This is a genomic window from Citrobacter meridianamericanus (genome assembly GCF_041320245.1).
In the GTDB taxonomy this organism is placed as follows: Bacteria; Pseudomonadota; Gammaproteobacteria; order Enterobacterales; family Enterobacteriaceae; genus Citrobacter; species Citrobacter meridianamericanus.
Map to the genome: position 1 here is coordinate 1,067,195 of NZ_CP101036.1, position 25,565 is coordinate 1,092,759.

At 52.8% G+C, this 25,565-nt stretch carries 24 protein-coding genes; 13 read left to right on the plus strand and 11 right to left on the minus strand.

Going from position 1 to position 25,565, the window contains the following annotated elements; all coding sequences use genetic code 11:
• The first annotated feature begins 12 nt into the window (after nucleotides 1-12).
• Both NMD08_RS05170 and NMD08_RS05175 read left to right on the plus strand, forming a co-directional pair.
• Nucleotides 13-963, plus strand: a complete 951-nt coding sequence (locus tag NMD08_RS05170; RefSeq protein WP_151218300.1) for a carbamate kinase family protein — start codon at nucleotides 13-15, stop codon at nucleotides 961-963.
• A 12-nt stretch (nucleotides 964-975) separates the two neighbouring features.
• Nucleotides 976-2,358 carry an amidohydrolase family protein gene (locus NMD08_RS05175; RefSeq protein WP_370619676.1) on the plus strand — a complete coding sequence of 461 codons (1,383 nt, stop codon included), beginning with the start codon at nucleotides 976-978 and terminating at the stop codon, nucleotides 2,356-2,358.
• A 45-nt stretch (nucleotides 2,359-2,403) separates the two neighbouring features.
• Here the strand turns inward: NMD08_RS05175 and NMD08_RS05180 are convergent, their stop codons facing one another.
• Entirely contained in the window at nucleotides 2,404-3,291 is an 888-nt protein-coding gene (locus tag NMD08_RS05180) for a nickel/cobalt efflux protein RcnA (protein ID WP_151218298.1), read from the minus strand.
• A gap of 120 nt (nucleotides 3,292-3,411) precedes the next feature.
• Between NMD08_RS05180 and rcnR the strand changes: the two genes are divergently transcribed.
• Complete coding sequence (gene rcnR / locus NMD08_RS05185; protein WP_003825567.1) at nucleotides 3,412-3,684, plus strand: Ni(II)/Co(II)-binding transcriptional repressor RcnR; 273 nt, start codon at nucleotides 3,412-3,414, stop codon at nucleotides 3,682-3,684.
• A gap of 54 nt (nucleotides 3,685-3,738) precedes the next feature.
• Here rcnR and NMD08_RS05190 read toward each other — a convergent pair whose 3' ends face one another.
• Both NMD08_RS05190 and NMD08_RS05195 read right to left on the minus strand, forming a co-directional pair.
• A complete protein-coding gene (locus NMD08_RS05190) occupies nucleotides 3,739-4,968 on the minus strand; it encodes an amino acid permease (protein ID WP_210905336.1) in 1,230 nt (409 codons plus the stop codon).
• 142 nt (nucleotides 4,969-5,110) lie between these two features.
• The gene (locus NMD08_RS05195) at nucleotides 5,111-5,566 is read right to left on the minus strand and encodes a multidrug/biocide efflux PACE transporter (protein WP_040232158.1); all 456 of its coding nucleotides are present in this window, start codon (nucleotides 5,564-5,566) and stop codon (nucleotides 5,111-5,113) included.
• A gap of 101 nt (nucleotides 5,567-5,667) precedes the next feature.
• Here NMD08_RS05195 and NMD08_RS05200 point away from each other — a divergent pair, with 101 nt between their 5' ends.
• The 5 genes from NMD08_RS05200 (at nucleotide 5,668) to araE (ending at nucleotide 11,687) form a co-directional block, all read left to right on the plus strand.
• Complete coding sequence (locus tag NMD08_RS05200; protein WP_151218296.1) at nucleotides 5,668-6,552, plus strand: LysR family transcriptional regulator; 885 nt, start codon at nucleotides 5,668-5,670, stop codon at nucleotides 6,550-6,552.
• 102 nt (nucleotides 6,553-6,654) lie between these two features.
• On the plus strand, nucleotides 6,655-7,833 hold the full coding sequence (locus NMD08_RS05205; protein WP_151224288.1) for an acetyl-CoA C-acetyltransferase: 1,179 nt from the start codon (nucleotides 6,655-6,657) through the stop codon (nucleotides 7,831-7,833).
• A gap of 463 nt (nucleotides 7,834-8,296) precedes the next feature.
• The gene (kduI, locus tag NMD08_RS05210) at nucleotides 8,297-9,133 is read left to right on the plus strand and encodes a 5-dehydro-4-deoxy-D-glucuronate isomerase (protein ID WP_370619679.1); all 837 of its coding nucleotides are present in this window, start codon (nucleotides 8,297-8,299) and stop codon (nucleotides 9,131-9,133) included.
• Nucleotides 9,134-9,191: 58 nt separating this feature from the next.
• On the plus strand, nucleotides 9,192-9,953 hold the full coding sequence (gene kduD / locus NMD08_RS05215) for a 2-dehydro-3-deoxy-D-gluconate 5-dehydrogenase KduD (protein WP_003033923.1): 762 nt from the start codon (nucleotides 9,192-9,194) through the stop codon (nucleotides 9,951-9,953).
• A gap of 315 nt (nucleotides 9,954-10,268) precedes the next feature.
• Nucleotides 10,269-11,687 (plus strand): arabinose-proton symporter AraE, encoded by a 1,419-nt coding sequence (araE, locus tag NMD08_RS05220; RefSeq protein ID WP_151218398.1) that lies wholly within the window; start codon nucleotides 10,269-10,271, stop codon nucleotides 11,685-11,687.
• Between the two features lie 79 nt (nucleotides 11,688-11,766).
• Here the strand turns inward: araE and NMD08_RS05225 are convergent, their stop codons facing one another.
• Entirely contained in the window at nucleotides 11,767-12,093 is a 327-nt protein-coding gene (locus tag NMD08_RS05225; protein ID WP_151218294.1) for a cupin domain-containing protein, read from the minus strand.
• A gap of 141 nt (nucleotides 12,094-12,234) precedes the next feature.
• Between NMD08_RS05225 and NMD08_RS05230 the strand changes: the two genes are divergently transcribed.
• Nucleotides 12,235-12,942: an aspartate/glutamate racemase gene (locus NMD08_RS05230; RefSeq protein WP_370619681.1), complete on the plus strand. Its 708-nt coding sequence runs from the start codon at nucleotides 12,235-12,237 to the stop codon at nucleotides 12,940-12,942.
• On the opposite strand, the gene NMD08_RS05235 is transcribed toward NMD08_RS05230, so the two are convergent.
• Complete coding sequence (locus tag NMD08_RS05235; RefSeq protein ID WP_370619683.1) at nucleotides 12,914-13,849, minus strand: LysR family transcriptional regulator; 936 nt, start codon at nucleotides 13,847-13,849, stop codon at nucleotides 12,914-12,916. The two genes, NMD08_RS05230 and NMD08_RS05235, sit on opposite strands and share 29 nt — an antisense overlap.
• A gap of 118 nt (nucleotides 13,850-13,967) precedes the next feature.
• Between NMD08_RS05235 and lysA the strand changes: the two genes are divergently transcribed.
• The gene (gene lysA, locus NMD08_RS05240) at nucleotides 13,968-15,224 is read left to right on the plus strand and encodes a diaminopimelate decarboxylase (protein ID WP_151218292.1); all 1,257 of its coding nucleotides are present in this window, start codon (nucleotides 13,968-13,970) and stop codon (nucleotides 15,222-15,224) included.
• 40 nt (nucleotides 15,225-15,264) lie between these two features.
• Here lysA and NMD08_RS05245 read toward each other — a convergent pair whose 3' ends face one another.
• Nucleotides 15,265-16,275 carry a LacI family DNA-binding transcriptional regulator gene (locus NMD08_RS05245; RefSeq protein ID WP_151218291.1) on the minus strand — a complete coding sequence of 337 codons (1,011 nt, stop codon included), beginning with the start codon at nucleotides 16,273-16,275 and terminating at the stop codon, nucleotides 15,265-15,267.
• A 13-nt stretch (nucleotides 16,276-16,288) separates the two neighbouring features.
• Nucleotides 16,289-17,317, minus strand: coding sequence for an HTH-type transcriptional regulator GalR (galR, locus tag NMD08_RS05250; RefSeq protein WP_278238348.1), 1,029 nt, complete (start codon nucleotides 17,315-17,317; stop codon nucleotides 16,289-16,291).
• 597 nt (nucleotides 17,318-17,914) lie between these two features.
• Here galR and aas point away from each other — a divergent pair.
• Both aas and lplT read left to right on the plus strand, forming a co-directional pair.
• Nucleotides 17,915-20,074, plus strand: coding sequence for a bifunctional acyl-ACP--phospholipid O-acyltransferase/long-chain-fatty-acid--ACP ligase (aas, locus tag NMD08_RS05255; RefSeq protein WP_187253149.1), 2,160 nt, complete (start codon nucleotides 17,915-17,917; stop codon nucleotides 20,072-20,074).
• The gene (gene lplT / locus NMD08_RS05260; RefSeq protein ID WP_151218290.1) at nucleotides 20,067-21,260 is read left to right on the plus strand and encodes a lysophospholipid transporter LplT; all 1,194 of its coding nucleotides are present in this window, start codon (nucleotides 20,067-20,069) and stop codon (nucleotides 21,258-21,260) included. Before aas ends, lplT begins: the two co-directional genes overlap by 8 nt.
• Before the next feature lie 87 nt (nucleotides 21,261-21,347).
• Here lplT and NMD08_RS05265 read toward each other — a convergent pair whose 3' ends face one another.
• The 4 genes from NMD08_RS05265 to mutH all read right to left on the minus strand — a co-directional run bounded on the left by NMD08_RS05265 (nucleotide 21,348) and on the right by mutH (nucleotide 24,341).
• A complete protein-coding gene (locus NMD08_RS05265) occupies nucleotides 21,348-22,388 on the minus strand; it encodes an NADP(H)-dependent aldo-keto reductase (RefSeq protein ID WP_151224285.1) in 1,041 nt (346 codons plus the stop codon).
• 106 nt (nucleotides 22,389-22,494) lie between these two features.
• A complete protein-coding gene (ygdR, locus tag NMD08_RS05270; protein ID WP_000758660.1) occupies nucleotides 22,495-22,713 on the minus strand; it encodes a lipoprotein YgdR in 219 nt (72 codons plus the stop codon).
• A 144-nt stretch (nucleotides 22,714-22,857) separates the two neighbouring features.
• Entirely contained in the window at nucleotides 22,858-23,571 is a 714-nt protein-coding gene (locus NMD08_RS05275) for a TerC family protein (RefSeq protein ID WP_187253148.1), read from the minus strand.
• A gap of 74 nt (nucleotides 23,572-23,645) precedes the next feature.
• Nucleotides 23,646-24,341 carry a DNA mismatch repair endonuclease MutH gene (gene mutH, locus NMD08_RS05280; protein ID WP_210905331.1) on the minus strand — a complete coding sequence of 232 codons (696 nt, stop codon included), beginning with the start codon at nucleotides 24,339-24,341 and terminating at the stop codon, nucleotides 23,646-23,648.
• A gap of 684 nt (nucleotides 24,342-25,025) precedes the next feature.
• Here mutH and rppH point away from each other — a divergent pair.
• Nucleotides 25,026-25,556: an RNA pyrophosphohydrolase gene (gene rppH, locus NMD08_RS05285; RefSeq protein WP_003825602.1), complete on the plus strand. Its 531-nt coding sequence runs from the start codon at nucleotides 25,026-25,028 to the stop codon at nucleotides 25,554-25,556.
• Nucleotides 25,557-25,565: the final 9 nt, after the last annotated feature.

Below are 25,565 nucleotides of genomic sequence, written 5' to 3' on the forward strand. Positions count from 1 at the left end.
GAAGATAACACTATGAAAGAACTTGTGGTCGTTGCCATTGGCGGCAACAGCATTATCAAAGATAACGCCAGCCAGTCGATTGAGCACCAGGCTGAGGCGGTGAAGGCAGTGGCGGATACGGTGCTGGAGATGCTGGCATCGGACTACAACATTGTGCTGACACACGGTAACGGGCCGCAGGTAGGGCTGGATCTCCGGCGTGCGGAAATCGCGCACGAACGTGAAGGACTGCCGCTTACCCCACTGGCAAACTGCGTCGCCGATACGCAGGGCGGCATCGGCTATTTGATCCAACAGGCGCTGAACAACCGTCTGGCACGACGCGGCGAGCAAAAGGCGGTCACGGTGGTCACGCAGGTGGAGGTCGACAAAAACGATCCGGGCTTTGCTAACCCGACCAAGCCAATCGGGGCGTTCTTCAATGAAGCGCAGCGTGACGAGCTGCTGCGAGTCAACCCGGGCTGGCATTTTGTGGAGGATTCGGGGCGCGGCTACCGCCGGGTTGTGGCCTCCCCTGAACCAAAACGTATTGTTGAAGCAGAGGCGATCAAAACGCTGACACAGCAAGGCTTTGTGGTGATTGGCGCGGGCGGTGGCGGGATCCCGGTGGTTCGTAGCGATCAGGGGGATTACCAGAGCGTGGACGCAGTGATTGATAAAGATCTCTCCACGGCGCTGCTGGCGCAGGAGATTCGCGCCGACATTCTGGTGATCACCACCGGCGTCGAGCAGGTCTGTATTCATTTTGGCAAACCCAATCAGCAGGCGCTGGATACGGTGGATGTCGCCACGATGACGCGTTATATGCAGGAAGGGCATTTCCCGCCGGGCAGCATGTTACCCAAGATCGTTGCCAGCCTGACGTTCCTGGCGCGTGGCGGTAAGCGGGTGATCATCACCACGCCGGAATGCCTGCCCGCCGCACTGCGCGGTGAAACGGGCACCCATATTGTCCATTCCTGAGAGGAGATGCGAATGAAGGAAAGTAACAGCCGTCGTGAATTTTTAAGTCAGAGCGGAAAAATGGTGACCGCTGCCGCGCTGTTTGGCGCAGTGGCCCCGGTCGCGTATGCTGCTAATCCTGTCGGGAACACCTGCGGGGCGAAGAGCACAATGACGATTAATGATAAGCACTATTACCTTGATAACGTCCTGCTGGAAGTGGGGTTTGATTACGAAAACTCGGTGGTGGTGCATACCCGTACCGCGCTGCAAACTGTTGAAGTCCAGGACGGGAAAATTGTTGCGCTGCGCGAGAATAAGCAGCATCCGGATACGACGCTGCCGCACTACGATGCAGGTGGAAAGCTGATGTTGCCCGCCATGCGCGACATGCACATCCATCTGGATAAAACCTTTTACGGCGGTCCGTGGCGTTCACTGAACCGCCCGGCGGGCACCACCATTCAGGATATGATTCGTCTGGAACAAAAGCTGCTGCCTGAACTCCAGCCTTATACCCAGGAGCGCGCGGAAAAGCTCATCGATCTGCTGCAATCCAAAGGCACCTCGATCGCCCGCAGCCATTGCAATATCGAACCGGTTTCCGGGCTGAAAAACCTGGAAAACCTGCAGGCGGTGCTGGCGCGTCGCCAGTCGGGTTTTGCCTGCGAAATCGTGGCGTTTCCACAACATGGCCTGCTGTTATCAAAATCTGAACCACTGATGCGCGAAGCGATGCAGGCGGGGGCGCATTATGTCGGTGGTCTGGACCCAACCAGCGTGGATGGGGCGATGGAAAAATCACTCGATACCATGTTCCAGATAGCGCTCGATTACAACAAAGGCGTGGATATCCATCTGCATGAAACCAGTCCGGCAGGCGTAGCGGCGGTGAATTACATGGTGGAAACGGTTGAGAAAACCCCGCAACTGAAAGGCAAGCTGACCATCAGCCATGCGTTTGCGCTGTCTACGCTGAACGAACAGCAGGTGGATGAACTCGCAACCCGCATGGCGGCGCAGCAGATTACCATTGCTTCGACGGTGCCGATTGGCACGATGCACATGCCGCTAAAACAGCTGCGCGACAAAGGCGTGGAAGTGATTACCGGGACCGACAGCGTGATTGACCACTGGTCGCCGTACGGCCTGGGGGATATGCTGGAAAAGGCGAATCTGTACGCGCAGCTCTATATTCGCCCGAACGAACTCAATCTGTCGCGGGCGCTGTTCCTTGCAACCGGCGATGTGCTGCCGCTTAACGATAAAGGTGAGCGCGTCTGGCCGAAAGCGCAGGATGAAGCCAGCTTTGTGCTGGTGGATGCCTCCTGCTCAGCGGAAGCGGTCGCGCGAATCTCTCCACGTACCGCGACCTTCCATAAAGGGCAACTGGTGCGGGGGAATGTCGCAAGCTAGTTTGGTTTTCCGCGCAGCGGCAATCGCTGCTGCGCGCTCTTACCGTTAACCGACGATCCCCAGATAGCCGTGAACCCCCATATATACGCCGACCATCGCGATGAGTGCGCTGGAAAAATAGGGCGCTTTACGCGCCAGTGTGTTAAACCCGTTCCAGCGTTTGGCCGCCTGTTGCACGCTGATTGCCGCGGCCACGCCCACCGTTACCAGCGTTATCGCCAGCCCGAGGCTGAAGCACAGCACCATGGTGGCACCCAGCGTGAAGGCTTTGAGCTGGATGCATATCAGCAGCACCGTAATGGCAGCAGGGCACGGGATCAGCCCACCGGTCAGACCGAACAATAATATTTGGCCGTTGGTGACCTCTTTGCCCGCAAAGCGGCGCTGAATATCGGTGGCATGCGCCCGTTCGTGGGCGTCCTGATACGCTTTCGAACCCTCGCTCAGCCCTGCTAACGCGGCATGGTTATGATCGTGGTCATGATGATGGTGATGATCGTCATCGTGGTCATGATGGTGGTGATGGTCGTCATGATCATGGTGGTGGTGATGCCCGTGATCGTGGTCGTGATGCGTCTGGGCCAGCCAGTTCTGCTCTCCCTGCCAGGTTCGCCAGAACATCCAGAACGCGGTACCAAGAATAATAATTGCCGAGATAAACTGCAGCCAGGGCTCGACGGTCTGGGCAGTAAACGCTTTGCTGATATACATCCCGCCGAGTGCAATCAACCATACCACAGCGGTATGCGACAGCGTTGCCGCCAGTCCCAGCATCACCGCCTGTTTGATGGTTCCCTTAATGGCGATAATAAAGGCCGCCATCATCGTTTTGGAATGCCCCGGTTCAAGGCCGTGTAACACACCCAATAAGATCGCACTGGGAATGAAAAACCAGGCGTTGCCTTGCTGAAGAAGCGTAGAAAATTCACTCATGAGAATGATTCTTAGTTGTTTAATTTCGCCTGATTCTACTCCCCCCCAGTATCAAATACTACCCCCCAGTAGAACGACAATGATATTGTCGCTGTAGTCAGACGTTAAAAAGGTATTGCTATGTCACATACGATCCGGGACAAACAAAAGCTGAAAGCCCGAACCAGTAAGATTCAGGGGCAGGTGGCGGCATTGAAAACCATGTTGGATGAACCGCATGAATGCGCGGCAGTATTGCAGCAGATAGCGGCAATTCGCGGGGCGGTAAACGGATTAATGCGCGAAGTGATTAAGGGGCATCTGACCGAGCACATTGTTCATCAGGGCGATGAAATTAAGCGTGAAGAAGATTTAGATGTAGTTCTGAAGGTACTGGATTCGTACATCAAATAAATCAGTTTAACGGCTCATCCACTTACCGAGGAATGAACCGTTAAACAACACGTTCTAGCCAAAAAACATCACAGATACACACAGCAGACCGACAATCAACGTGACCAGGTTACCCACTGAACGGTACGGTTTCAGCGCCGGGATTAGATAGGTAGATAATGTCGGCATGATAAACAGAATCATGGCGATCAGCGGTCCACTTATCGCGTAAATCATTGAAATAGCATTAGGGTTAATGCAGCAGATGATAAACGTAATGGCCGAAACCAACATAATGGACAGGGCGCGGTTAAAAGCCCGGCTTTTCTTCACTCCCACCTGATGCAACGACGTTTTTACCACTTCCGTTGCCCCTTCAATCACGCCAAAGTAGGTGCCGAGGAACGATTTTGACATCGCCACAACGGCGACAACGATCCCGGAAATCGACAGCCAGGCCGGCGCGTTTGGCATCATCGAAAGCGCTGACAGAATGGTCACGCCTTCATTTTTTGCATCCTCGATATAGTTTGTCGGAATCGAAAGCAAACAGCTGAAAACGAAAAACAGTACGCTCAGGCAGATGATGACGTAGGCTACCTTCATGATTTTTTTGCATTTACCCATGGCCTGCTCGCCGTATTTCTCACGACGGTCGATGGCGAACGTAGAGATAATTGGCGTATGGCTAAAAGCGAAAACCATCACGGGAATAGATATCCAAACCTGATGAAGCGTGTGCCGATCGAAAGACATCTGGCCGGTGAGTAGCGTTGGCTGCCAGCTTCCGGTCAGGTAGAGCGAAAGGAATAAAAAGTATGCGATGAGCGGAAACACCAAAAAGCCCATCACCCGGATGGTAGCTTGTCGACCCATCAGAAAAATTAAATTCAGCACCAGTACCACGCCCAAACTGACCAGCATACGCACGCGAAGATCTATCTCGAAATGTTTTGCCAGCTGTTCGGTGAGTGAATTGGTTATCGCCACGGCGTAGATCAGTACCACCACAAAGAAGGCAATAAAATAGAGGGTGGTGATCAGACTGCCGATCTTCTTACCGTAGTAATGGGTGACTGCGCCGGTGATCCCTTCACCTGCAGAGGTTTTTGACGACAGGATAAACTGGCACAGCGCCTTATGCGGCCAGTAGGTTAAAGGCCAGGCGACGAGTGCGGTGATAAACAACACCACCGCGCCTGCAGAACCCAGCTGTATGGGAAGGAAGAGGGTTCCTGCGCCAACGGCAGTCCCATATAGTGCGAAGCTCCAAAGAGTCTCTTCTTTTGACCAAAATTTCGACATTATTTGAACGTATCAACTATAAAATAAACAAAAAGAAGCGCAATTTACCACAAATGGCAGGGGCTGGGGGAGGTGTGAACAAGCTGGAGGGGGATTGGATGAATAGCCGGAACCAAGAAGATTCCGACTATTGTTTGAGTTATCAGGCAGTAACGCGCTGCTGGCGGCGCTTCATAACGCGCTCGCGTAACGTGTCATATGCCCAGTTATAAAACATGGTGTATGGCAGGAAGAACAGGAAGAAACCTATTTCCAGCGTGAATGCCTGAAGCAGGCTGACGTTCAGCACATACGCCACGATGCTCACCCCGATCACAATAAAACCACTCTCAAAACCTAAGGCGTGGAATGCCCGTACTTTCGCCGTACGTTTCACCAGATGTGACGGCCATAAGCGGTCAAACAGAGCGTTATAAATGATATTCCAGATCATCGCCGTGGTAGCGAGAATAATGGTCAGTCCGCCCATTTCCAGCACCGAGCGCTGCATCAACCATGCGGTGGTTGGTGCGAGGATCGCGGTGGCAATGCCTTCAAAGCAGACGGCATGAAAAATGCGCTCCATTAACGAGCGACGTTGGACTGTATCGTGTTGCATAACCTAAAACCTTCTTTGATGCCTGGATAACGGAATGGTGGCAATTTTATCGTTTTATGTGATATCTAAAAGATAGTATCCATCGATAAAGTAGATAGTTCATGCGTTACTCTCCTGAAGCGTTAACGGCATTTGTAGAGACCGTTTCCTGCGGCTCATTTTCTGCTGCGGCCCGTCGGCTACGCAAAAGCCAGTCCACCATCAGTACAGCCGTTGCGCATCTGGAAGCCGACCTTGGTTTTGCGCTGTTTGACCGTTCATCCCGGCAGCCAACGCTGACCGAAGAAGGTAAGCGGGTGCTGGGCTATGTGCAGGCAATTTTGACGGCCAGTGAGCGCCTTGATGAGGCGGCGATCTCATTGTCGGGTGAAACGGAAGCGCGCCTGACCTTCGTGTTGTCAGACACGCTGCACCCGGATGTGCTGGAAGAACTGATGGTGCAGTTTGACCGCAAGTTTCCTCATACCGAGTTTGAATGTCTGATTGGCGAAGATGAAGACGTGATCGATCTGCTGCAAAAAGGACGTGCTCAGGTGGGGTTGATCGAAGCGCGGGAGGATTACCCGACCGACATGGGGGTCACTCGTCTGCCGATGCAATCATGGATGGGGTTATATGTTGCGGCTTCGCATCCGCTGGCGGGCCAGGAAAAACTGCAGTGGGAACAGCTCCACACCTGGCGCGAGCTGCGTCTGAATACCTATCTGGAAAGCGGTACCAACGTGGCGCGCGGCCCCGTATGGTCTGCTCCCAACTATTTGTTGCTGCTGAGTATGGCGGTTCAGGGATTCGGCTGGTGCGCGCTGCCTTGCGCGCTGGTAGAAGAATTTGCGGCAGAAAAACCGTTGGTTCAATTGACGCTGCCCGGCTGGCCAAAGGCTATCTCTATCGATCTGTTGTGGAATAAGAAATCCCCGCCTGGCGTGGCGGGAAGTTGGTTGCGCGACCATTTACAGCAGAGTGGCGTTCAGATGACTAATAAATGATACGAATTTCCTTTGTGATAAAAATCACCGTTTTTAAACAACCTTGATAACTATTTTTAACAATCATCTACTATTGCGAGGTTATTTTGCGCTGAGGTGGTGATGAAAGAGGTTGTGATAGTCGGGGCGTTAAGGACACCGATTGGCTGCTTCCAGGGGACGCTGGCGCGCCACTCTGCCGTTGAATTAGGCAGCATGGTGGTTAGGGCGTTACTGGAACGCACGGGCGTGGACGTTCACGCTGTGGATGAAGTGATCCTCGGTCAGGTGCTTACCGCAGGCGCCGGGCAGAACCCGGCGCGTCAGTCAGCCATCAATGGTGGGTTGCCCAATACCGTTTCCGCTATCACCATAAACGATGTCTGCGGTTCGGGTCTGAAAGCGCTGCATCTGGCGACTCAGGCTATCCAGTGCGGCGAGGCCGACATTGTGATTGCGGGCGGACAAGAGAATATGAGCCGCGCGCCGCATGTCCTGACTGATAGTCGCACCGGGGCGCAACTGGGTAACAGTCAACTGGTCGACAGTCTGGTGCATGACGGGCTGTGGGATGCCTTCAACGATTACCATATGGGCGTTACCGCAGAAAATCTGGCGCGGGAATATGGCATCAGCCGTGAACTACAGGATGCCTACGCGCTGCATTCGCAACACAAGGCGCGGATGGCAATTGACGCCGGACGCTTCAAAGATGAAATCGTGCCAGTGGTGACGCAGCGTAACGGGCAATCGTTGGTAGTGGATACCGATGAACAACCGCGCACCGATGCAAGCGCTGAAGGGCTGGCGCGCCTGGATCCTACCTTCGACAGACTCGGTTCGGTCACAGCGGGTAACGCGTCATCTATCAATGATGGCGCTGCCGCGGTGATGATGATGAGCGAAGCCAAGGCGCAGGAGCTGAATTTACCCATACTGGCGCGCATTCGCGCCTTTGCCAGTGTCGGGGTCGATCCTGCGCTCATGGGGATTGCTCCGGTCTACGCGACGCGGCGCTGCCTTGAGCGCGTTGGCTGGCAACTGGCTGATGTTGACCTTATTGAAGCTAACGAAGCCTTCGCCGCGCAGGCGTTATCCGTTGGAAAAATGCTGGAGTGGGATGAACGGCGAGTGAATGTGAACGGCGGAGCTATTGCGCTCGGTCACCCGATTGGCGCATCAGGCTGCCGGATTCTGGTGTCACTGGTTCATGAAATGGTGAAACGTCGGGCGCACAAAGGCCTGGCAACGCTGTGTATCGGCGGCGGCCAGGGTGTGGCACTTGCTATCGAACGAGATTAACGATCTTAGATTTACCGTCTTAAACGCCTTTCTAAGTGTTTCGCTGCACCTGTAAAAAAGCCCTCCAGCAGGAGGGCAAGGCCAGTTACAGAAACATACACTCTAAACACATTCAACTTATCAAAACGTTGTTTCATTTCATGTGATTAACTGCGCACTTTGTTAGAAAAGTTGTCTTTTCGACCGATGATTTCGGCTGAATTTTCCATTTTTATCCCCGCCCTTAATGAATAACTTATCTTATTGTTATTCATCATTTTATTTAAAACGGCTTCGCTATTTATACGCGCTGGCGTGATCGCACTTACACTTTTGATAATAAGACGCAGAAAAAGTGAAACAACGTTTTACTTATCATTGAAAACCCATTCCGGGAGGGATATCATGAATGCATAAGATAAAACGGAACAGCGTTTTGTTATTCATTTAAGCATTCACGGTCAATTTATCACTGGAGGTAAATGTGGACGTAAGACAAAGCATCCATAGTGCGCATGCGAAAACCCTGGACACTCAGGGGCTGCGTAATGAGTTTTTGGTCGAAAAAGTGTTTGTCGCAGATGAATACACCATGGTCTACAGCCACATTGACCGCATCATTGTTGGCGGCATTATGCCTGTGGCCAAAACCGTCTCAGTGGGTGGTGAAGTTGGCAAACAGCTGGGCGTAACTTACTTCCTTGAGCGTCGTGAGCTGGGTGTGATCAACATTGGTGGCCTGGGCACGATTACCGTTGACGGTCAGTGCTATGAAATTGGCCATCGTGACGCGCTGTACGTCGGGAAAGGGGCAAAAGAAGTGGTTTTTGCAAGCATCGATGCGGCGAAGCCGGCAAAGTTTTATTACAACTGCGCGCCGGCCCACACGACTTATCCAACCAAAAAAGTCACGCCAGCAGACGTTGCGCCAGTGACGCTGGGCGATAACCTCACCAGTAACCGTCGTACTATCAATAAATACTTTGTGCCAGATGTGCTGGAAACCTGCCAGTTGAGCATGGGCCTGACCGAACTGGCGCCGGGTAACCTGTGGAACACCATGCCGTGTCATACCCATGAACGTCGTATGGAAGTCTATTTCTATTTCAATATGGAAGAAGATACCTGCGTCTTCCACATGATGGGACAGCCTCAGGAAACGCGTCATATTGTGATGCATAACGAGCAGGCGGTGATTTCTCCGAGCTGGTCAATTCACTCCGGTGTTGGCACAAAAGCGTATACGTTCATTTGGGGCATGGTCGGCGAAAACCAGGTCTTTGATGATATGGACCATGTTGCAGTCAAAGATCTGCGCTAGTAGCGGGCGACAGCCTTGCCTGCCTGTGGCGGGCATTATAAAAAATTAAGGATTTACAATGATTTTGAATGCATTCTCTCTTGAAGGTAAAGTCGCTGTTGTGACTGGTTGTGACACCGGTCTGGGTCAGGGTATGGCGCTTGGCCTGGCTGAAGCGGGCTGCGATATCGTGGGTATCAACATTGTTGAACCGACGGAAACCATCGAACGTGTGACCGCACTGGGCCGTCGTTTTTTAAGTCTGACCGCTGACCTGCGTCAAATTGATGGCATTCCGGCGCTGCTGGAGCGCGCGGTGGCGGAATTTGGTCATATCGATATTCTGGTCAACAACGCGGGGCTTATCCGTCGTGACGATGCGATCGACTTCAGCGAAAAAGACTGGGATGACGTGATGAACCTGAACATTAAGAGCGTGTTCTTTATGTCTCAGGCCGCGGCGAAGCACTTTATCGCGCAGGGTAATGGCGGCAAAATTATCAACATCGCCTCTATGCTTTCCTTCCAGGGGGGCATCCGTGTACCGTCTTACACCGCGTCTAAAAGCGGCGTTATGGGTGTCACCCGTCTGATGGCGAACGAGTGGGCAAAACATAACATCAACGTTAACGCAATTGCGCCGGGTTACATGGCGACGAACAACACTCAACAGCTGCGTGCTGATGAACAGCGTAGCGCAGAAATCCTCGATCGTATCCCGGCGGGTCGTTGGGGGCTGCCGAGCGACCTGATGGGGCCTGTCGTGTTCCTGGCATCCAGCGCCTCTGACTACATCAACGGTTATACCGTAGCGGTAGACGGCGGCTGGCTGGCGCGTTAATCAGCTTTCCTGTACCGACAAACCCTGCCATCTGGCAGGGTTTTTTTATATTCGGATCATTAAAATCCATATTGTGGTTATAAATTATTCCATATTACTTTCCCTGTATATGGTTCCTTTATTTTTAATATACATTAATATCAATCAATTAAATTTAATTGAGTGATTATCGATAAATTTTAAAATTGGAATATCCATCACATAACGATGTGGTGCAGCAATTTTATCCATGTTTTTGCCGTTTCCCGCCTGACGCTTCCTGTAAGGGATCCCTTACTTTCAATGCCATGGTTACTCTGTATCTGGCAGGAAAAAATGGTCTCAATTAATAATGATGCTGCTTTAGCGCCGCGCACTGCGCGCGATACGCGACGTATGAATATGTTTGTTTCGATCTCTGCGGCCGTCGCAGGGTTGTTATTCGGCCTGGATATTGGCGTGATAGCCGGCGCATTGCCTTTTATCACCGATCACTTTGTCCTGACCAGCCGTCTGCAGGAGTGGGTGGTAAGCAGCATGATGCTGGGCGCGGCAATTGGTGCGCTGTTTAACGGCTGGCTGTCATTCCGTCTGGGGCGCAAATACAGTCTGATGGCGGGCGCGATCCTTTTCGTCGTTGGATCTCTGGGTTCGGCGTTTGCGTCCAGCGTAGAAATGCTCATTTTTGCCCGCGTGGTGCTGGGTGTTGCGGTGGGGATCGCCTCTTACACCGCGCCGCTCTATCTCTCCGAAATGGCCAGTGAGAACGTGCGCGGCAAGATGATCAGCATGTATCAACTGATGGTGACGCTGGGGATCGTGCTGGCCTTTTTATCTGATACGGCGTTCAGCTACAGCGGTAACTGGCGCGCTATGCTGGGCGTGCTGGCACTTCCGGCGGTGTTACTGATTATCCTGGTTGTTTTCCTGCCAAACAGCCCGCGCTGGCTGGCGGAGAAAGGCCGCCATATCGAAGCCGAAGAAGTATTGCGTATGCTGCGTGATACGTCAGAAAAAGCCCGCGATGAGCTGAACGAAATTCGTGAAAGCCTGAAGCTTAAGCAGGGCGGTTGGGCACTGTTTAAAATTAACCGTAACGTGCGTCGCGCGGTTTTCCTCGGCATGTTGTTGCAGGCGATGCAGCAGTTCACCGGGATGAACATTATCATGTACTACGCGCCACGCATTTTTAAAATGGCGGGGTTTACCACCACTGAGCAGCAGATGATTGCCACACTGGTGGTCGGTTTAACGTTTATGTTTGCTACTTTTATCGCTGTCTTTACGGTAGACAAAGCAGGGCGTAAACCGGCGCTGAAAATTGGTTTCAGCGTAATGGCTATCGGGACGCTGGTGCTTGGTTATTGCCTGATGCAATTTGATAACGGCACGGCTTCCAGTGGGCTGTCCTGGCTCTCGGTTGGCATGACGATGATGTGTATTGCAGGTTACGCAATGAGCGCCGCGCCGGTCGTGTGGATCCTGTGTTCGGAAATTCAGCCGCTGAAATGCCGCGATTTCGGTATTACCTGTTCCACCACCACTAACTGGGTGTCGAACATGATCATTGGCGCAACGTTCCTGACGCTGCTCGACAGCATTGGCGCTGCCGGTACGTTCTGGCTTTACACCGCGCTAAACGTCGCGTTTATCGGGATTACATTTTGGCTCATTCCTGAAACCAAAAACGTCACGCTGGAACATATCGAACGCAAGTTAATGGCGGGCGAGAAGTTAAGAGATATTGGGGTGTAAATGTTGAGACGGAATGTCGGATGACGTCTCATGGAGGCCGGGTAAGCGTAAGCAATACCCGGCTTTTTTATTTAGCACTTTACCCGTGCAGAAAATCTTCGCGAATGGGGGTAAAGGTATCCAGCAGCGTTCCCGGTGTTAAGCAGACGCAGCCATGCATAACATTGGGCTGTTTATACAGGGTGTCGCCTGCTCTAACGATATGTTTTTCGTCACCGATGGTAAATTCAAACTCACCGGACAACACGTAAGTCAGCTGCTCGTGCGGGTGATTGTGCATCGGGCCGATTGCACCTTGCTCAAAGTTTACCTCAACCGCCATCATGTTACCGTCGTGAGCAAGAATGCGCCGGGTAACGCCATTGCCCAGATCTTCAAGCGTGGTCTCTTTATGAAAAATAAACATCCGGCCTCTCCGTTAAATAATAAAGCAATGTTTCATTAAATTTATATCATAATAAATCAAAAGAAAATATTGACTAATAGTTGTGGAAAGTTGATCGCATCTTTGGTCCACTGAAAAAACAACAACGAATAAGGGGAAATAATGAAAACGATCGGTCTGTTAGGTGGTATGAGCTGGGAATCCACCATTCCTTATTATCGACTCATTAATGAAGGGATTAAACAGCGTTTGGGTGGTCTGCACTCTGCGCAGATTCTGTTGCACAGCGTGGATTTTCACGAGATTGAAGCCTGTCAGTCAAGCGGTGACTGGCAGCGGGCCGGGGAGATCCTTGCGCAGGCCGCCATCGGAATTCAGCAAGCCGGAGCGGAAGGGATCGTGCTGTGTACCAACACCATGCACAAAGTTGCTGAGGCGATTGAAACTGCCTGTGATGTGCCGTTCTTGCATATTGCCGATGCGACGGGCCGGGCGATACAAAAGCAGCAGATGCGCAACGTGGCGCTACTGGGCACGCGTTACACCATGGAGCAGGATTTTTATCGCGGGCGCTTACAGGCTGAATTTGGCATCAGCACGCTTACTCCTGAAGCTGATGACCGTCAGAGAATAAACCAGATTATTTTCGACGAATTGTGTCTCGGTGAGTTCAATGAAACCTCCCGCGACTATTACCTGAGCGTCATTGATCAGTTGGCGAAACAGGGCGCGCAAGGGGTGATCTTTGGCTGTACCGAGATTGGTCTGTTAGTTCCAGCCGAGCTAAGCCCACTCCCGGTTTTCGACACGGCGGCAATCCATGCGCAAGATGCGGTGGCGTTTATGCTTTCGTCTGTGGATGCAAAATAGCCTCCAGCGGATCGATAAGCCTAGGGAGATGGGCTTGCAGATGTGCTGTAAAAGCATCAACCAGCGCTGAGGCGGGGCGATGAAGTGGGTGAATCAGACTGACCGTAAAGGGTACTGAAATACTGAAGCGGCGGATAACGACTCCGCTGCTGGCGCAATCCAGTGCGGTGAGTGGGTTGACCACTGAGATCCCCACACCCGCCCGCACCATCGCGCAAATCGAAGCGGCGCTGTGGGTTTCTATCACCATACGGCGCTTCACCTGATGCTCGTTGAAAAGGGTATCCAGTAGCTGGCGGTAACTGTCGGTCCGCGACAAGCTGATGTAGTTCTCTCCCTGAAAATCCTGCGGCGTTAATACCGCTTTCTTGGTCAACGGATGCCCCTGTGGCAGTACACATACTTCATCCAGTGCCAGCAGCTCGGTGCGTTTTGTTCCGGCAGGCGTTTGCAACGTTTCCGTTAACCCCAGATCGTGGCGCTGTGCCGACAGCCACTCTTCCAGCAGCGGCGATTCCTGCGGCACTATCTGAATATTGACCTGCGGATAGCGCGCGAGAAATGGCTGCAGCAGCGGCGGTAAAAAGGACTGTGAGAATACCGGCAGACAAACAATCGATAATTCTCCCTGGCGAAACTCACGCAGGCTCTCAGCGGCGCTCACAATTCTGTCCAGGCCATACCATGAACGTTGCACCTCTTCAAACAGACGTAGCCCCTGTACCGTTGGGTGCAGTCGCCCGCGGCTACGCTCAAACAGCGTTAACCCCAGCACTTTTTCGAATCTTGCCAGTTCCCGACTGACGGTGGGTTGTGAGGTGTGGAGCATGCGTGCGGCTTCCGTCAGATTGCCTGCGGTCATGATGGCGTGGAAAATTTCGATGTGACGCAGGTTAACGGCGGGCATAGCTAATCCTCGAATGATCTAATCCATATCATTTTTGCATAGACTCACGATAAAACGATATTTTTTATTCTTTTCGGGCTGTGGCGTAATCATAAAAAAGCCACTATCGGAGCACAGCATGCCACGCCCACTCAACAGCACAGACACCGACCTGACCGCCGACAATCTGTTACGCCTGCCCGCAGAATTTGGCTGCCCGGTATGGGTTTACGATGCGCAAATCATTCGGGCGCAGATTGCCAAACTCAAACAGTTTGACGTGGTGCGTTTTGCCCAGAAGGCCTGTTCGAACATTCATATTCTGCGCCTGATGCGTGAGCAGGGCGTGAAGGTTGATTCCGTCTCGCTTGGCGAGATTGAACGTGCGCTGGCGGCAGGCTTTGTGCCGGGGAAAGATGAGATAGTCTTTACCGCCGATATGATTGATAAAGCGACGCTTGCGCGGGTACATGAATTGAGTATTCCGGTAAATGCCGGGTCGGTAGACATGCTGGAGCAACTGGGCCAGGTCTCGCCGGGCCATCGCGTGTGGCTGCGCGTAAACCCAGGCTTTGGGCATGGGCACAGTCAAAAAACCAATACTGGCGGCGAAAACAGCAAGCACGGCATCTGGTATAGCTCACTCCCTGCGGCGCTGGAAGTGATTCAGCTCTATAAGCTGAAGCTGGTGGGGATTCATATGCATATCGGCTCCGGCGTAGACTACGCGCATCTGGAGCAGGTATGCGGCGCGATGGTGCGCCAGGTGGTTGAATTTGGTCAGGATCTGGAGGCGATCTCCGCGGGGGGCGGTTTATCAATTCCGTATCGCGAAGGTGAAGAGGCGATCGACACCGATCACTACTTTGGTTTGTGGAGCGCCGCACGAGATCAAATAGCTAAACATCTGGGACACGCCGTCAAACTGGAGATCGAACCCGGGCGCTTCCTGGTGGCGGAAGCAGGCGTGTTGGTGGCGCAGGTGCGTAGCGTAAAAGAGATGGGCAGTCGTCACTTTGTGTTGATCGACGCGGGTTTCAACGATCTTATGCGCCCGGCCATGTACGGTAGCTATCACCATATCTCCGCGCTGGCGGGGGATGGACGTTCTCTGGATCATGCGGCGCAAATTGAGACGGTGGTGGCCGGGCCGCTGTGTGAATCCGGTGACGTGTTTACCCAGCAGGAAGGCGGAAATGTGGAGACTCGTCTGCTGCCTGCGGTGGTGCCGGGTGATTATCTTGTGCTGCATGATACCGGGGCGTATGGAGCTTCAATGTCGTCAAACTACAACAGTCGCCCGCTGCTGCCGGAGGTTCTGTTCGATAACGGCGTGGCGCGACTCATTCGCCGTCGTCAGACTATTGATGAGCTGTTAGCGCTGGAACTTATTTGATTGAATGCCGGATGGCGCTTGCCTGCCATTCGGCATTTAATTACTTAAAGTACGGTCCGGGCGTTACTGAATCACGCAACACCAGCTTGCCGGTAAACGGTGGGATCGGCTCCACGCTTTCGCCGTTGGCCAGCCGGATAGCCTGGTCGATGGCCGTAGTTATCATGGTATCAATCGGCAGATAAACGGTAGACAGCCCCGGCTCCAGCCATTTGGCGCTGGGTGCGTCATCAAAACCAAACAGTGAGACGTCCATTGGGATCCTCAGTCCGGCCTGATGTAACGCTTTTGATGCACCTAATGCCATGTCATCGTTACAGGCGAACAGGGCGCTGAATTTTACCCCTTCCTCCAGCAGTTCAAGACACGCTTCGTAGCCTCGTGTCATTGTGGAATCGCCGTATTTGATCTTGCTCGGATCCCAGGGAATACCGTTTTTTTCCAGCGCCTTACGATACCCCATCAGACGTGATTTGCCGGTAGGGGTATGCCCTGGCACGGTGATGCAGGCAATATCGCGATGTCCCTGCGAGATCAGATAATTAACCGCCTGATACGCGGCGTCTTCTTGTTCGAAGAAAATCGCGCGATCCCGGGCCTGACTGACATCCCGGTTAATGACCAGCAAGGGCATATCAATGCTGTTCATCAGCGACAAAATCGCCTTTTCACTCATATAGCGGGTATAGAGAATAATGGCGTCGCACTGCCTGTCAGCCAGCATTTGTACGGCTTCCAGCTCCCGCTCCGGCGTGTCGTGGCCGTCGGTGACGATCAACTGCTTGCCGTGAGACTCCGTCTGGCGCGAAGCCTGTTGCAGCAGGCGACCAAAGTAGAAGCCATCAAATGTGGAAACCACCAGACCAATGCTGTTGCTGGTGCGATTCGCCAAAGAACGCGCTAAAAAATTGGGCCGATAATCGAGTGCCTGCATGGCCTTAAACACTTTCTGGCGCGTGCTCTCTTTTACCTGACCCGTGCCATTCAGCACGCGCGAAACGGTCGCTTTTGAGACGCCTGCGTGTCGTGAAACGTCCAACATCGTAGTCATGACGCAATCCTGGTTAATCGTTTGACGTTGAATTCCCTGGCTCTGTCAGCGTCGAAACGGAATGGCGACGCACCAGAGTTGGGTTAAAGATGTGGGTAATTTCAGGCTCGGGACGCTTCTCCGCCAGCGCGAGTGCCAGTTCGGCGGCCTGGGTTGCCATCGTCACGATGGGATAGCGTACTGTGGTCAGACGTGGGCGAACATAGCGGGAAATTAGCACGTCATCAAAGCCAATCAGCGATATTTCTCCCGGCACATCAATGCCATTGTCATTCAATACGCCCATGGCGCCAGCCGCCATTGAGTCGTTGTAGCAGGCTACCGCAGTGAAGTTTTTGCCACGGCCAAGCAACTCGGTCATTGCCAGTTCACCACCGCTTTCATCCGGTTCGCCGAATGTCACCAGCCGATCGCTTACCGGTATATTGCTCTCCGCCAGCGCGTCGTAATAGCCTTGCAAACGATCTTCTGCATCTGAAATCGTGTGATTGGAACACAGATAACCGATGCGCGTATGGCCTTGCTGAATAAGGTGTCGGGTAGCGAGCCACGCGCCGAATCGGTCATCGAGGGCAACGCAGCGTTGTTCGAATCCCGGAAGAATTCGGTTAATCAAAACCATACCGGGGATTTGCTTCATTAATGAAGCCAGTTCAGCATCCGGGATAATTTTGGCATGGACAACAAGTGCTGCACAGCGGTGGCGAATGAGCTGTTCAATCGCTTGACGTTCCTTCTGTTCGTTATGGTAGCCGTTGCCAATCAGCAAAAAATTTCCGGTGTTATAGGCCACCTGCTCGACAGCTTTAACCATTGCCCCAAAGAATGGATCGGACACATCACCGACCACCAGGCCGATGGTTTCTGTTGATTGTTGTGCCAGCGCCCGCGCATTGGCATTGGGGTGGTAGCTGAGTGATTCCATTGCACTCGTTACGGCCAGACGCGATGCTTCGCTGGCTTTAGGGGAGTCATTGATCACGCGAGAAACGGTGGCGACTGATACACCAGCCAGTCGGGCTACATCCTTTATGGTCGCCATGATAGTACCTGTTGTGGGTAAACGCTTACATTCCGTCAGTGTTACGGAAAATGGCTGACTGTTCAAGCAGATTGCCCGTCAGGACGTCGCAAATGTGAGCGCGCGCGAGCGAGGCAAGACAGAAAAACAGGAAATGCTAATTTTTGCTTACACTTTGCGATGCGCTGTTGCGATTGTTAGCTGGTGGGAGAACGGAGCGGATTGCTAGAGTTGGGATCCCAGAGGTATTGATAGGTGAAATCAACTTTCGGGTTGATCACTAGAATTACACCAGCCTGCGCAGATGCGCAGGTTTTTTTTATTTTCAGCCTGTCTGTAACAGTAACCGATAATTTACACAACTCGTTGCATTTGGGTTCATTCCTTTGCGTTTTCGCGCTGGCGTATCTGGCTGCTGACGACCACAATCAAGATCCCAGAGGTATTGATTGGTGAGATTATTCGGTACGCACTTCGTACCTGTCTCTTGCACCGACCTGCGCGGATGCGCAGGTTTTTTTTCGGATTGTATTTACCAGTAATCTGTCGCGCCCCTTCTCCAACTCGTATACTCTCCCACCATTGATGGTTATATAATTAATGGCACAGGGAGTTGAGATGCTATTTGGCCTTTTTCGTAATCTGTTTCGCGTGCTTTTCCGCGTTCGCGTCACGGGCGATGTCAGCGCGCTACAGGGAGAACGCGTTCTAATCACTCCCAACCATGTCTCATTTATAGACGGCATCCTGCTGGCACTCTTTTTACCGATTCGTCCCGTCTTTGCTGTTTACACCTCGATCAGCCAGCAATGGTATATGCGCTGGCTAACCCCGCTGATTGATTTCGTGCCGTTAGACCCAACCAAACCGATGTCGATTAAGCATCTGGTTCGCCTGGTCGAACAGGGTCGTCCGGTGGTTATTTTCCCGGAAGGGCGTATTTCTACCACCGGTTCGTTGATGAAAATATATGATGGTGCCGGGTTTGTTGCCGCTAAGTCGGGAGCGACGGTCGTTCCTGTACGCATCGAGGGCGCAGAGCTTACCCGCTTTAGCCGCCTGAAAGGTCTGGTTAAACAGCGATTTTTCCCGCGTATTCAACTGCATATTTTGCCGCCGACCCAAATGCCGATGCCGGAAGCGCCGCGTGCTCGCGATCGCCGTAAAATCGCCGGTGAAATGCTGCATCAAATTATGATGGAAGCCCGCATGGCGGTCCGCCCGCGTGAAACGCTGTACGAGTCGCTACTGGCGGCAAAATACCGTTTTGGCGCAGGCAAAAACTGCATTGAAGATGTTAACTTTACGCCGGACAGCTACCGCAAATTGCTGACGAAGACACTATTTGTGGCCCGTATTCTGGAGAAATATAGCGCCGAAGGCGAAAAAATCGGCCTGATGCTGCCAAATGCGGGGATCAGCGCAGCGGTTATTTTTGGCGCGATTGCGCGTCGACGCATTCCGGCCATGATGAACTACACCGCGGGCGTGAAGGGATTGACCAGCGCCATTACTGCGTCCGAAATCAAAACGATCTTCACTTCCCGACAATTTCTCGATAAAGGCAAACTCTGGCACTTGCCTGAACAGCTTACCCAGGTGCGCTGGGTTTATCTGGAAGACTTAAAAGCAGATGTGACCTTTAGCGATAAGCTGTGGATCTTCTCACATCTGCTGGCTCCGCATCTGGCACAGGTAAAGCAGCAGCCGGAAGAGGCTGCGGTGATCCTCTTTACGTCTGGTTCGGAAGGCCATCCGAAAGGTGTGGTCCACAGCCACAAGAGCATTCTGGCGAACGTTGAGCAGATTAAAACGATTGCCGATTTCACCGCCGATGACCGCTTTATGTCGGCGCTGCCGCTGTTCCACTCTTTTGGCCTGACGGTGGGATTATTCACGCCATTATTGACCGGCGCAGAAGTGTTTCTTTATCCCAGCCCGCTGCATTACCGCATTGTGCCGGAGCTGGTCTATGACCGGAACTGCACCGTGTTGTTTGGTACGTCAACGTTCCTCGGCAACTACGCGCGTTTCGCGCATCCGTATGACTTCCACCGCCTGCGCTATGTGGTAGCGGGAGCGGAAAAACTGCAGGACAGCACAAAGCAGCTGTGGCAGGAGAAATTTGGCCTGCGCGTTCTTGAAGGCTATGGCGTGACGGAATGTGCGCCGGTGGTGTCGATCAACGTACCGATGGCGGCAAAATCCGGCACGGTAGGGCGTATCCTGCCTGGTATGGATGCCCGACTGTTGGCCGTGCCGGGCATTGAGGATGGTGGGCGTTTACAACTGAAAGGTCCTAATATCATGAGCGGTTATCTGCGCGTTGAAAAACCGGGCGTGCTGGAAGTGCCGACGGCAGAAAATGCGCAGGGTGAGATTGAGCGCGGCTGGTACGACACCGGAGACATTGTGCGCTTTGATGAAAACGGCTTTGTCCAGATCCAGGGGCGCGCCAAACGTTTTGCGAAAATTGCCGGAGAGATGGTCTCACTGGAAATGGTTGAGCAACTGGCATTGGCGGTGTCTGCAGACAAAATGCATGCCACGGCGATCAAGAGCGATGTCAGCAAAGGTGAGGCCCTGGTGCTGTTCACTACCGACAGCGAACTCACGCGTGAAAAACTACAGCAGTATGCGCGGGCGCACGGCGTACCTGAACTCGCCGTACCGCGTGATATACGCCACCTGAAGCAACTTCCATTACTTGGCAGCGGTAAGCCGGATTTTGTTACGCTGAAAAGCTGGGTCGACGAGGCGGAAAAACAACATGAGTGAGTCAGTGCACACTAACACGTCAATCTGGTCCAAAGGGATGATGTCCGTGATCGCCGCGCAGTTTCTGTCGGCGTTTGGCGATAACGCGTTGCTGTTTGCTACACTGGCGCTGCTGAAGGAGCAATTTTATCCGGACTGGAGTCAGCCAATCCTCCAGATGGTGTTTGTGGGCGCTTACATTCTGTTTGCGCCCTTTGTTGGACAGGTGGCGGATAGCTTTGCCAAAGGCAGGGTGATGATGTTCGCGAACGGCCTGAAGCTGCTGGGAGCGGCGAGTATTTGCTTTGGCATTAATCCGTTCCTCGGGTACACGCTGGTGGGGATTGGCGCGGCGGCGTATTCACCGGCCAAGTATGGCATTCTCGGTGAACTGACCACCGGCGACAAACTGGTGAAAGCCAACGGCCTGATGGAAGCTTCCACCATTGCTGCGATTTTGCTCGGGTCCGTCGCTGGCGGCGTTCTGGCCGACTGGCACGTGATTGCTGCGCTTTCTGCTTGTGCACTGGCCTATGCAGGCGCGGTGGTCGCTAACGTGTATATTCCGAAGCTCGCCGCGGCTCGCCCAGGCCAGTCCTGGCATCTGGGCAAAATGACGCGCAGTTTTTTCTGTGCCGCAACCTCACTGTGGCGCAATGGTGAAACGCGTTTCTCATTGGTCGGAACCAGCCTTTTCTGGGGCGCGGGCGTCACGCTGCGTTTTCTGCTGGTGCTGTGGGTTCCGGTGGCGCTCGGCATCACCGATAACGCCACGCCTACCTATCTCAATGCCATGGTAGCGATCGGGATTGTTGTCGGCGCAGGGGCGGCTGCGAAACTGGTGACGCTGGAAACTGTGTCGCGCTGTATGCCTGCGGGGATACTGATCGGCGTCGTGGTGCTGATTTTTTCTCTTCAACATTCGCTGCTTCCGGCCTACGCGTTGCTGCTGCTTATCGGCGTGTGTGGTGGGTTCTTTGTGGTGCCGCTGAACGCGTTACTGCAGGAGCGGGGTAAGAAAAGCGTCGGTGCGGGCAATGCGATTGCGGTGCAAAACCTGGGCGAAAACAGCGCGATGCTGCTGATGCTGGGTATTTACTCACTGGCGGTTCTGGTGGGGATCCCGGCGGTCGCGATTGGGATTGGGTTTGGCGCGCTGTTTGCGCTGGCGATTGCGGCGCTGTGGATTTGGCAGCGCCGCCGGTAACATTGCCGGATGGCGGCGTTGTCTTATCGGCCTACAGCAAGAACGATATGGAGGCCGGATAAGCGCAGCGCCATCAGGTACACATCATCACGGTGCAGGATAGGTATACACCTGATGCACCGCTTCAATCTCTGCCAATACCTCTTCGCTCAACTCCAGATGTAGACTTTCAACGTTGGTTTTTAGCTGCTCCATCGTCGTGGCGCCCAGCAGGGTGCTGGCGACAAACGGCTGACGCCGCACGAATGCCAGCGCCATTTGCGCAGGATCCAGATTATGGCGTTTCGCGATATCGACGTAGGCAGCGACGGCTTTTTGCGTTTGCTCGCCGCTGTAGCGTGTGAAGCGGCTAAACAACGTATTGCGTGCGCCGGCAGGTTTCGCGCCGTTCAGGTATTTACCGGTTAACGTACCGAAGCCCAGACAAGAGTATGCCAGCAGTTCAACGCCTTCATACTGGCTCACTTCCGCCAGTCCAACCTCAAAGCTGCGGTTCAGCAGGCTGTAGGGGTTCTGGATGGTGACGATACGCGGCAGATCGTGTTTGTCCGCCAGGTGCAGATAGCGCATTACGCCAAACGCGGTTTCATTGGACACGCCGATGTAGCGAATTTTCCCGGCACGCTGAAACTCTGACAATGCATCCAGCGTGTCCAGCAGGGAAACGACCGGGGCGGAGTCCGTCCAACTGTAGCCTAACTTACCAAAGCAGTTGGTCGGGCGCTGTGGCCAGTGAACCTGATACAGATCCAGATAATCGGTTTGCAGCCTTTTCAGGCTGTCGTGCAGCGCTTCACGGATATTTTTACGATCCAGCGCCTGATTCGGGCGAATGCCGCTGTCGTTGTTACGTGATGGTCCACTGACCTTAGAAGCCACAATCAGCTTTTCACGGCTGCCATGTTTGGCAAGCCAGTTACCTACGTATGTTTCAGTAAGACCCTGGGTTTCAGGACGCGGCGGAACCGGATACATCTCGGCAACGTCGATCAAATTTATGCCTTGAGCGACGGCATAATCGAGCTGTGCATGGGCGTCGGCTTCGCTGTTTTGTTCACCAAACGTCATTGTGCCCAGCCCCAGTGTACTGACTTCCAGCGAGCTGTGGGGTATACGGTGATATTGCATAGCCGTTTCCTTTTTATAATCACGACATAAGGATTATAAAAATGGCTGAGGGAAGAGAAAAAGGGAAGTAAAATTGTTAAGGCCAGCGCGCTGCTGACCTCAACCATCAGCGTTCAATGATTTGAGACACATCATCGCGGTTAATCTGCATCGCATTGCCCTGCTGGTCGTGATAGCTCACCAGACCGGTATCATCGTCAATTTCTGGTTTTCCATCGGTCAGGATCATTCGACCATCTTTTGTCGCCATTACATAATCGCTGCTGCATCCGGAAACGGCAAAAGCCAGTCCTACGGCGGAAATCAAAACTGCCCATTTTTTCATCTGCTTATCCTCACATGGCCTGCGTCTTTCAATAGTTTAGTAATAACGCGAAGTTGTGCAGGGTGAAAGCAGTAAAATCTTAAACTGTGAGAAGAGGTAGGTGTGGTGGGCATTCGCTCCCCTTGCGGGGAGCGATGAATTTTATCAGAGCGGATTTTTTTTATTACGCCACAGGTTCAGGGTCTCTACCGCGATAGAGAAGAACATGGCGAAATAGATATATCCTTTCGGAACGTGGACGTCGAAACTTTCCAGAATTAGCGTAAAACCGACCAGAATCAGGAACGAGAGTGCCAGCATTTTCACCGAAGGGTGTCGATCGACAAACTCGCCAATCGGACGTGCAGCAAACATCATTACACCTACGGCAATCACCACCGCCGCCATCATAATAAACAGATGGTCAGACAGGCCAACCGCAGTAATTACGGAATCCAGGCTGAAGATAATGTCTAACAACATGATCTGCACAATTGCGCCCAGGAAAGAAGATACGCGGGTTTTCAGCCCCTCTTCCTCACCTTCAATGGATTCGTGGATCTCCTTACTGGCTTTCCAGATCAGGAACAATCCCCCCAGTAGAAGGATCAGGTCGCGTGCGGATATCTCCTCACCAAACACTTCGAATAACGGGTTTGTCAGCCGCGTTACCCAGGCGATAGAGGCCAGCAGTGCCAGACGCATGATCATCGCCGCTGCAAGCCCAATACGTCGGGCATGATTGCGTTGCGCTGTCGGGAGTTTAGCTACAACCAGAGAGAGGAAAATAATATTGTCGATCCCAAGAACGATCTCCAGCAGCGTCAGCGTACCGAGCGCAAGCCAGGCGTTAGGATCGGTTATCCATGCAAATAACATCGAACAAAGTCCTGCCAAAAAAAAGAAGCGGTAATTATAGGCCCGTAACGCAGCGGGTGAAAGGCCGGAGGAGGCTATTGCGCCTGGAATAAGAAATGTCGCTCAAGCAATGCGTGGGTGAAGTTCTTTTTCAAGTAAAAACCGCGGGGCAGGGTCAGGATGGGTTCGCCATGGGCGCCAATGGCCTCGGTAAGCGCCCGGGCGTTAGCGGCCTTAGGACGCAGTTGCAGTACTTCCCCATGGCGAGCGGTGATGCGTTCGACGTGGCCTAGCACAATCATGTCCATTAACTCTTCCCAGTCCAGACGCAATTGCTGGTCTTCCTCTTCGCTCGGGCTCCATAGCAGGGGAGAACCGACGCGGCGCTCAGCCAGCGGGATGCTGCGTTCGCCTTCTACCGGGATCCACAAGACGCGTTTAAGTTTGTGCCGCACATGGCTGGTTTCCCAGGTGACGCCGGTATTGCCGGTTAATGGCGCAACGCACACAAAGGTGGTTTCCAGCGGTCTGCCAAGATTGTCCACAGGGATTGTCTTCAACTCCACGCCCAGCGCTGCGAAGTCCTGTTCCGGTTTACTGCCCGCGCTGGCGCCGAGCCAGATTTCCAGTAGCACGCCAATCCAGCCTTTATCGCGCTTAAGATCCTTTGGCGTGACGAGCCCCGCCATCGCCGCCAACTCTCCCAACGTGTAGCCTGAAAGCTGCCGCGCCTGGCTCAGCAATTGGGCTTCAGATTCAGGTGGAGAAAGCAACGGATGCAGTTCTGACATCGGGATGACCCTTAGGTGAAAAAATGAGCAATGATTTTATACCGTGTGGATAGAGTTTATCTTTTTCCACATGCTTTATTCAATTCTATGATTTATATTGGTTTTTAAATTCACTTGCGCAGAGTTGCGCAACAGCGAAGCGGGTTTTCCAATTCTGGTCACTGACAATGAACAGGATCTTACACCATGTTATCCACAGAAAGATGGGATAACTGTGAAAAACCCCTACTACTGTTTCAATTTACAGCCTTGACGTGCGACGAAAATCGAATTTTCACACAAATTGTGCCTAACTTATTGGCATAATCTGTGGATAAAACCGACGCTGGTCGATCTTTCATCAGCCTGAAGATCGTGTGCGTGATGCATGTCACATTTCCATGCGTTTATTTGCGCTGAATGGTTTTAACTTGATGAATATAGAAGACTATTTTTACTCTGTGACGAATGTCTTATTCGGACTGTTCTGGGTTTTCCCATAGTAATTCCGTACTTCTTCACAACTATATCCACAGAAAAGGTGAATAAAATCGCCTTCGTTGCCCTTCTTCTGTTTATAACTCTGCCCTTAACTGTGAGTTATTCAATTGTTATTAGAATATCGCACCCTTAACAGAGTGGTTTACCGCCCCTCAGGAGTGTGAAACAATCGTTTGTATATAAGGTTTATGTTGAGGTAGTCCGGTGATTGATGACGATGGCTACCGCCCGAATGTAGGGATAGTAATTTGTAACCGCCAGGGGCAGGTCATGTGGGCCCGGCGATTTGGTCAGCACTCCTGGCAATTCCCGCAAGGTGGGATAAACGCAGGAGAGACAGCAGAGCAGGCGATGTACCGGGAACTCTTTGAAGAAGTGGGGCTCAGCCGTAAAGATGTACGGATCCTTGCTTCTACTCGTAACTGGTTGCGTTACAAGTTACCGAAACGTTTGGTGCGTTGGGACACGAAGCCGGTTTGTATCGGCCAGAAACAAAAATGGTTTCTTCTGCAATTGGTCAGCAGCGATGCTGAAATTAATATGCAAACCAGCAGTACACCTGAGTTCGACGGCTGGCGCTGGGTGAGTTACTGGTATCCGGTTCGACAGGTGGTGTCATTTAAACGCGATGTCTATCGCAGGGTGATGAAAGAATTCGCAAGTGTTGTCATGGCGCTTCAGGAGAGCACTCCTAAGCCGCAAAGCGCACCTGCGTACAGACGTAAAAGAGGTTAAGCTACGCAA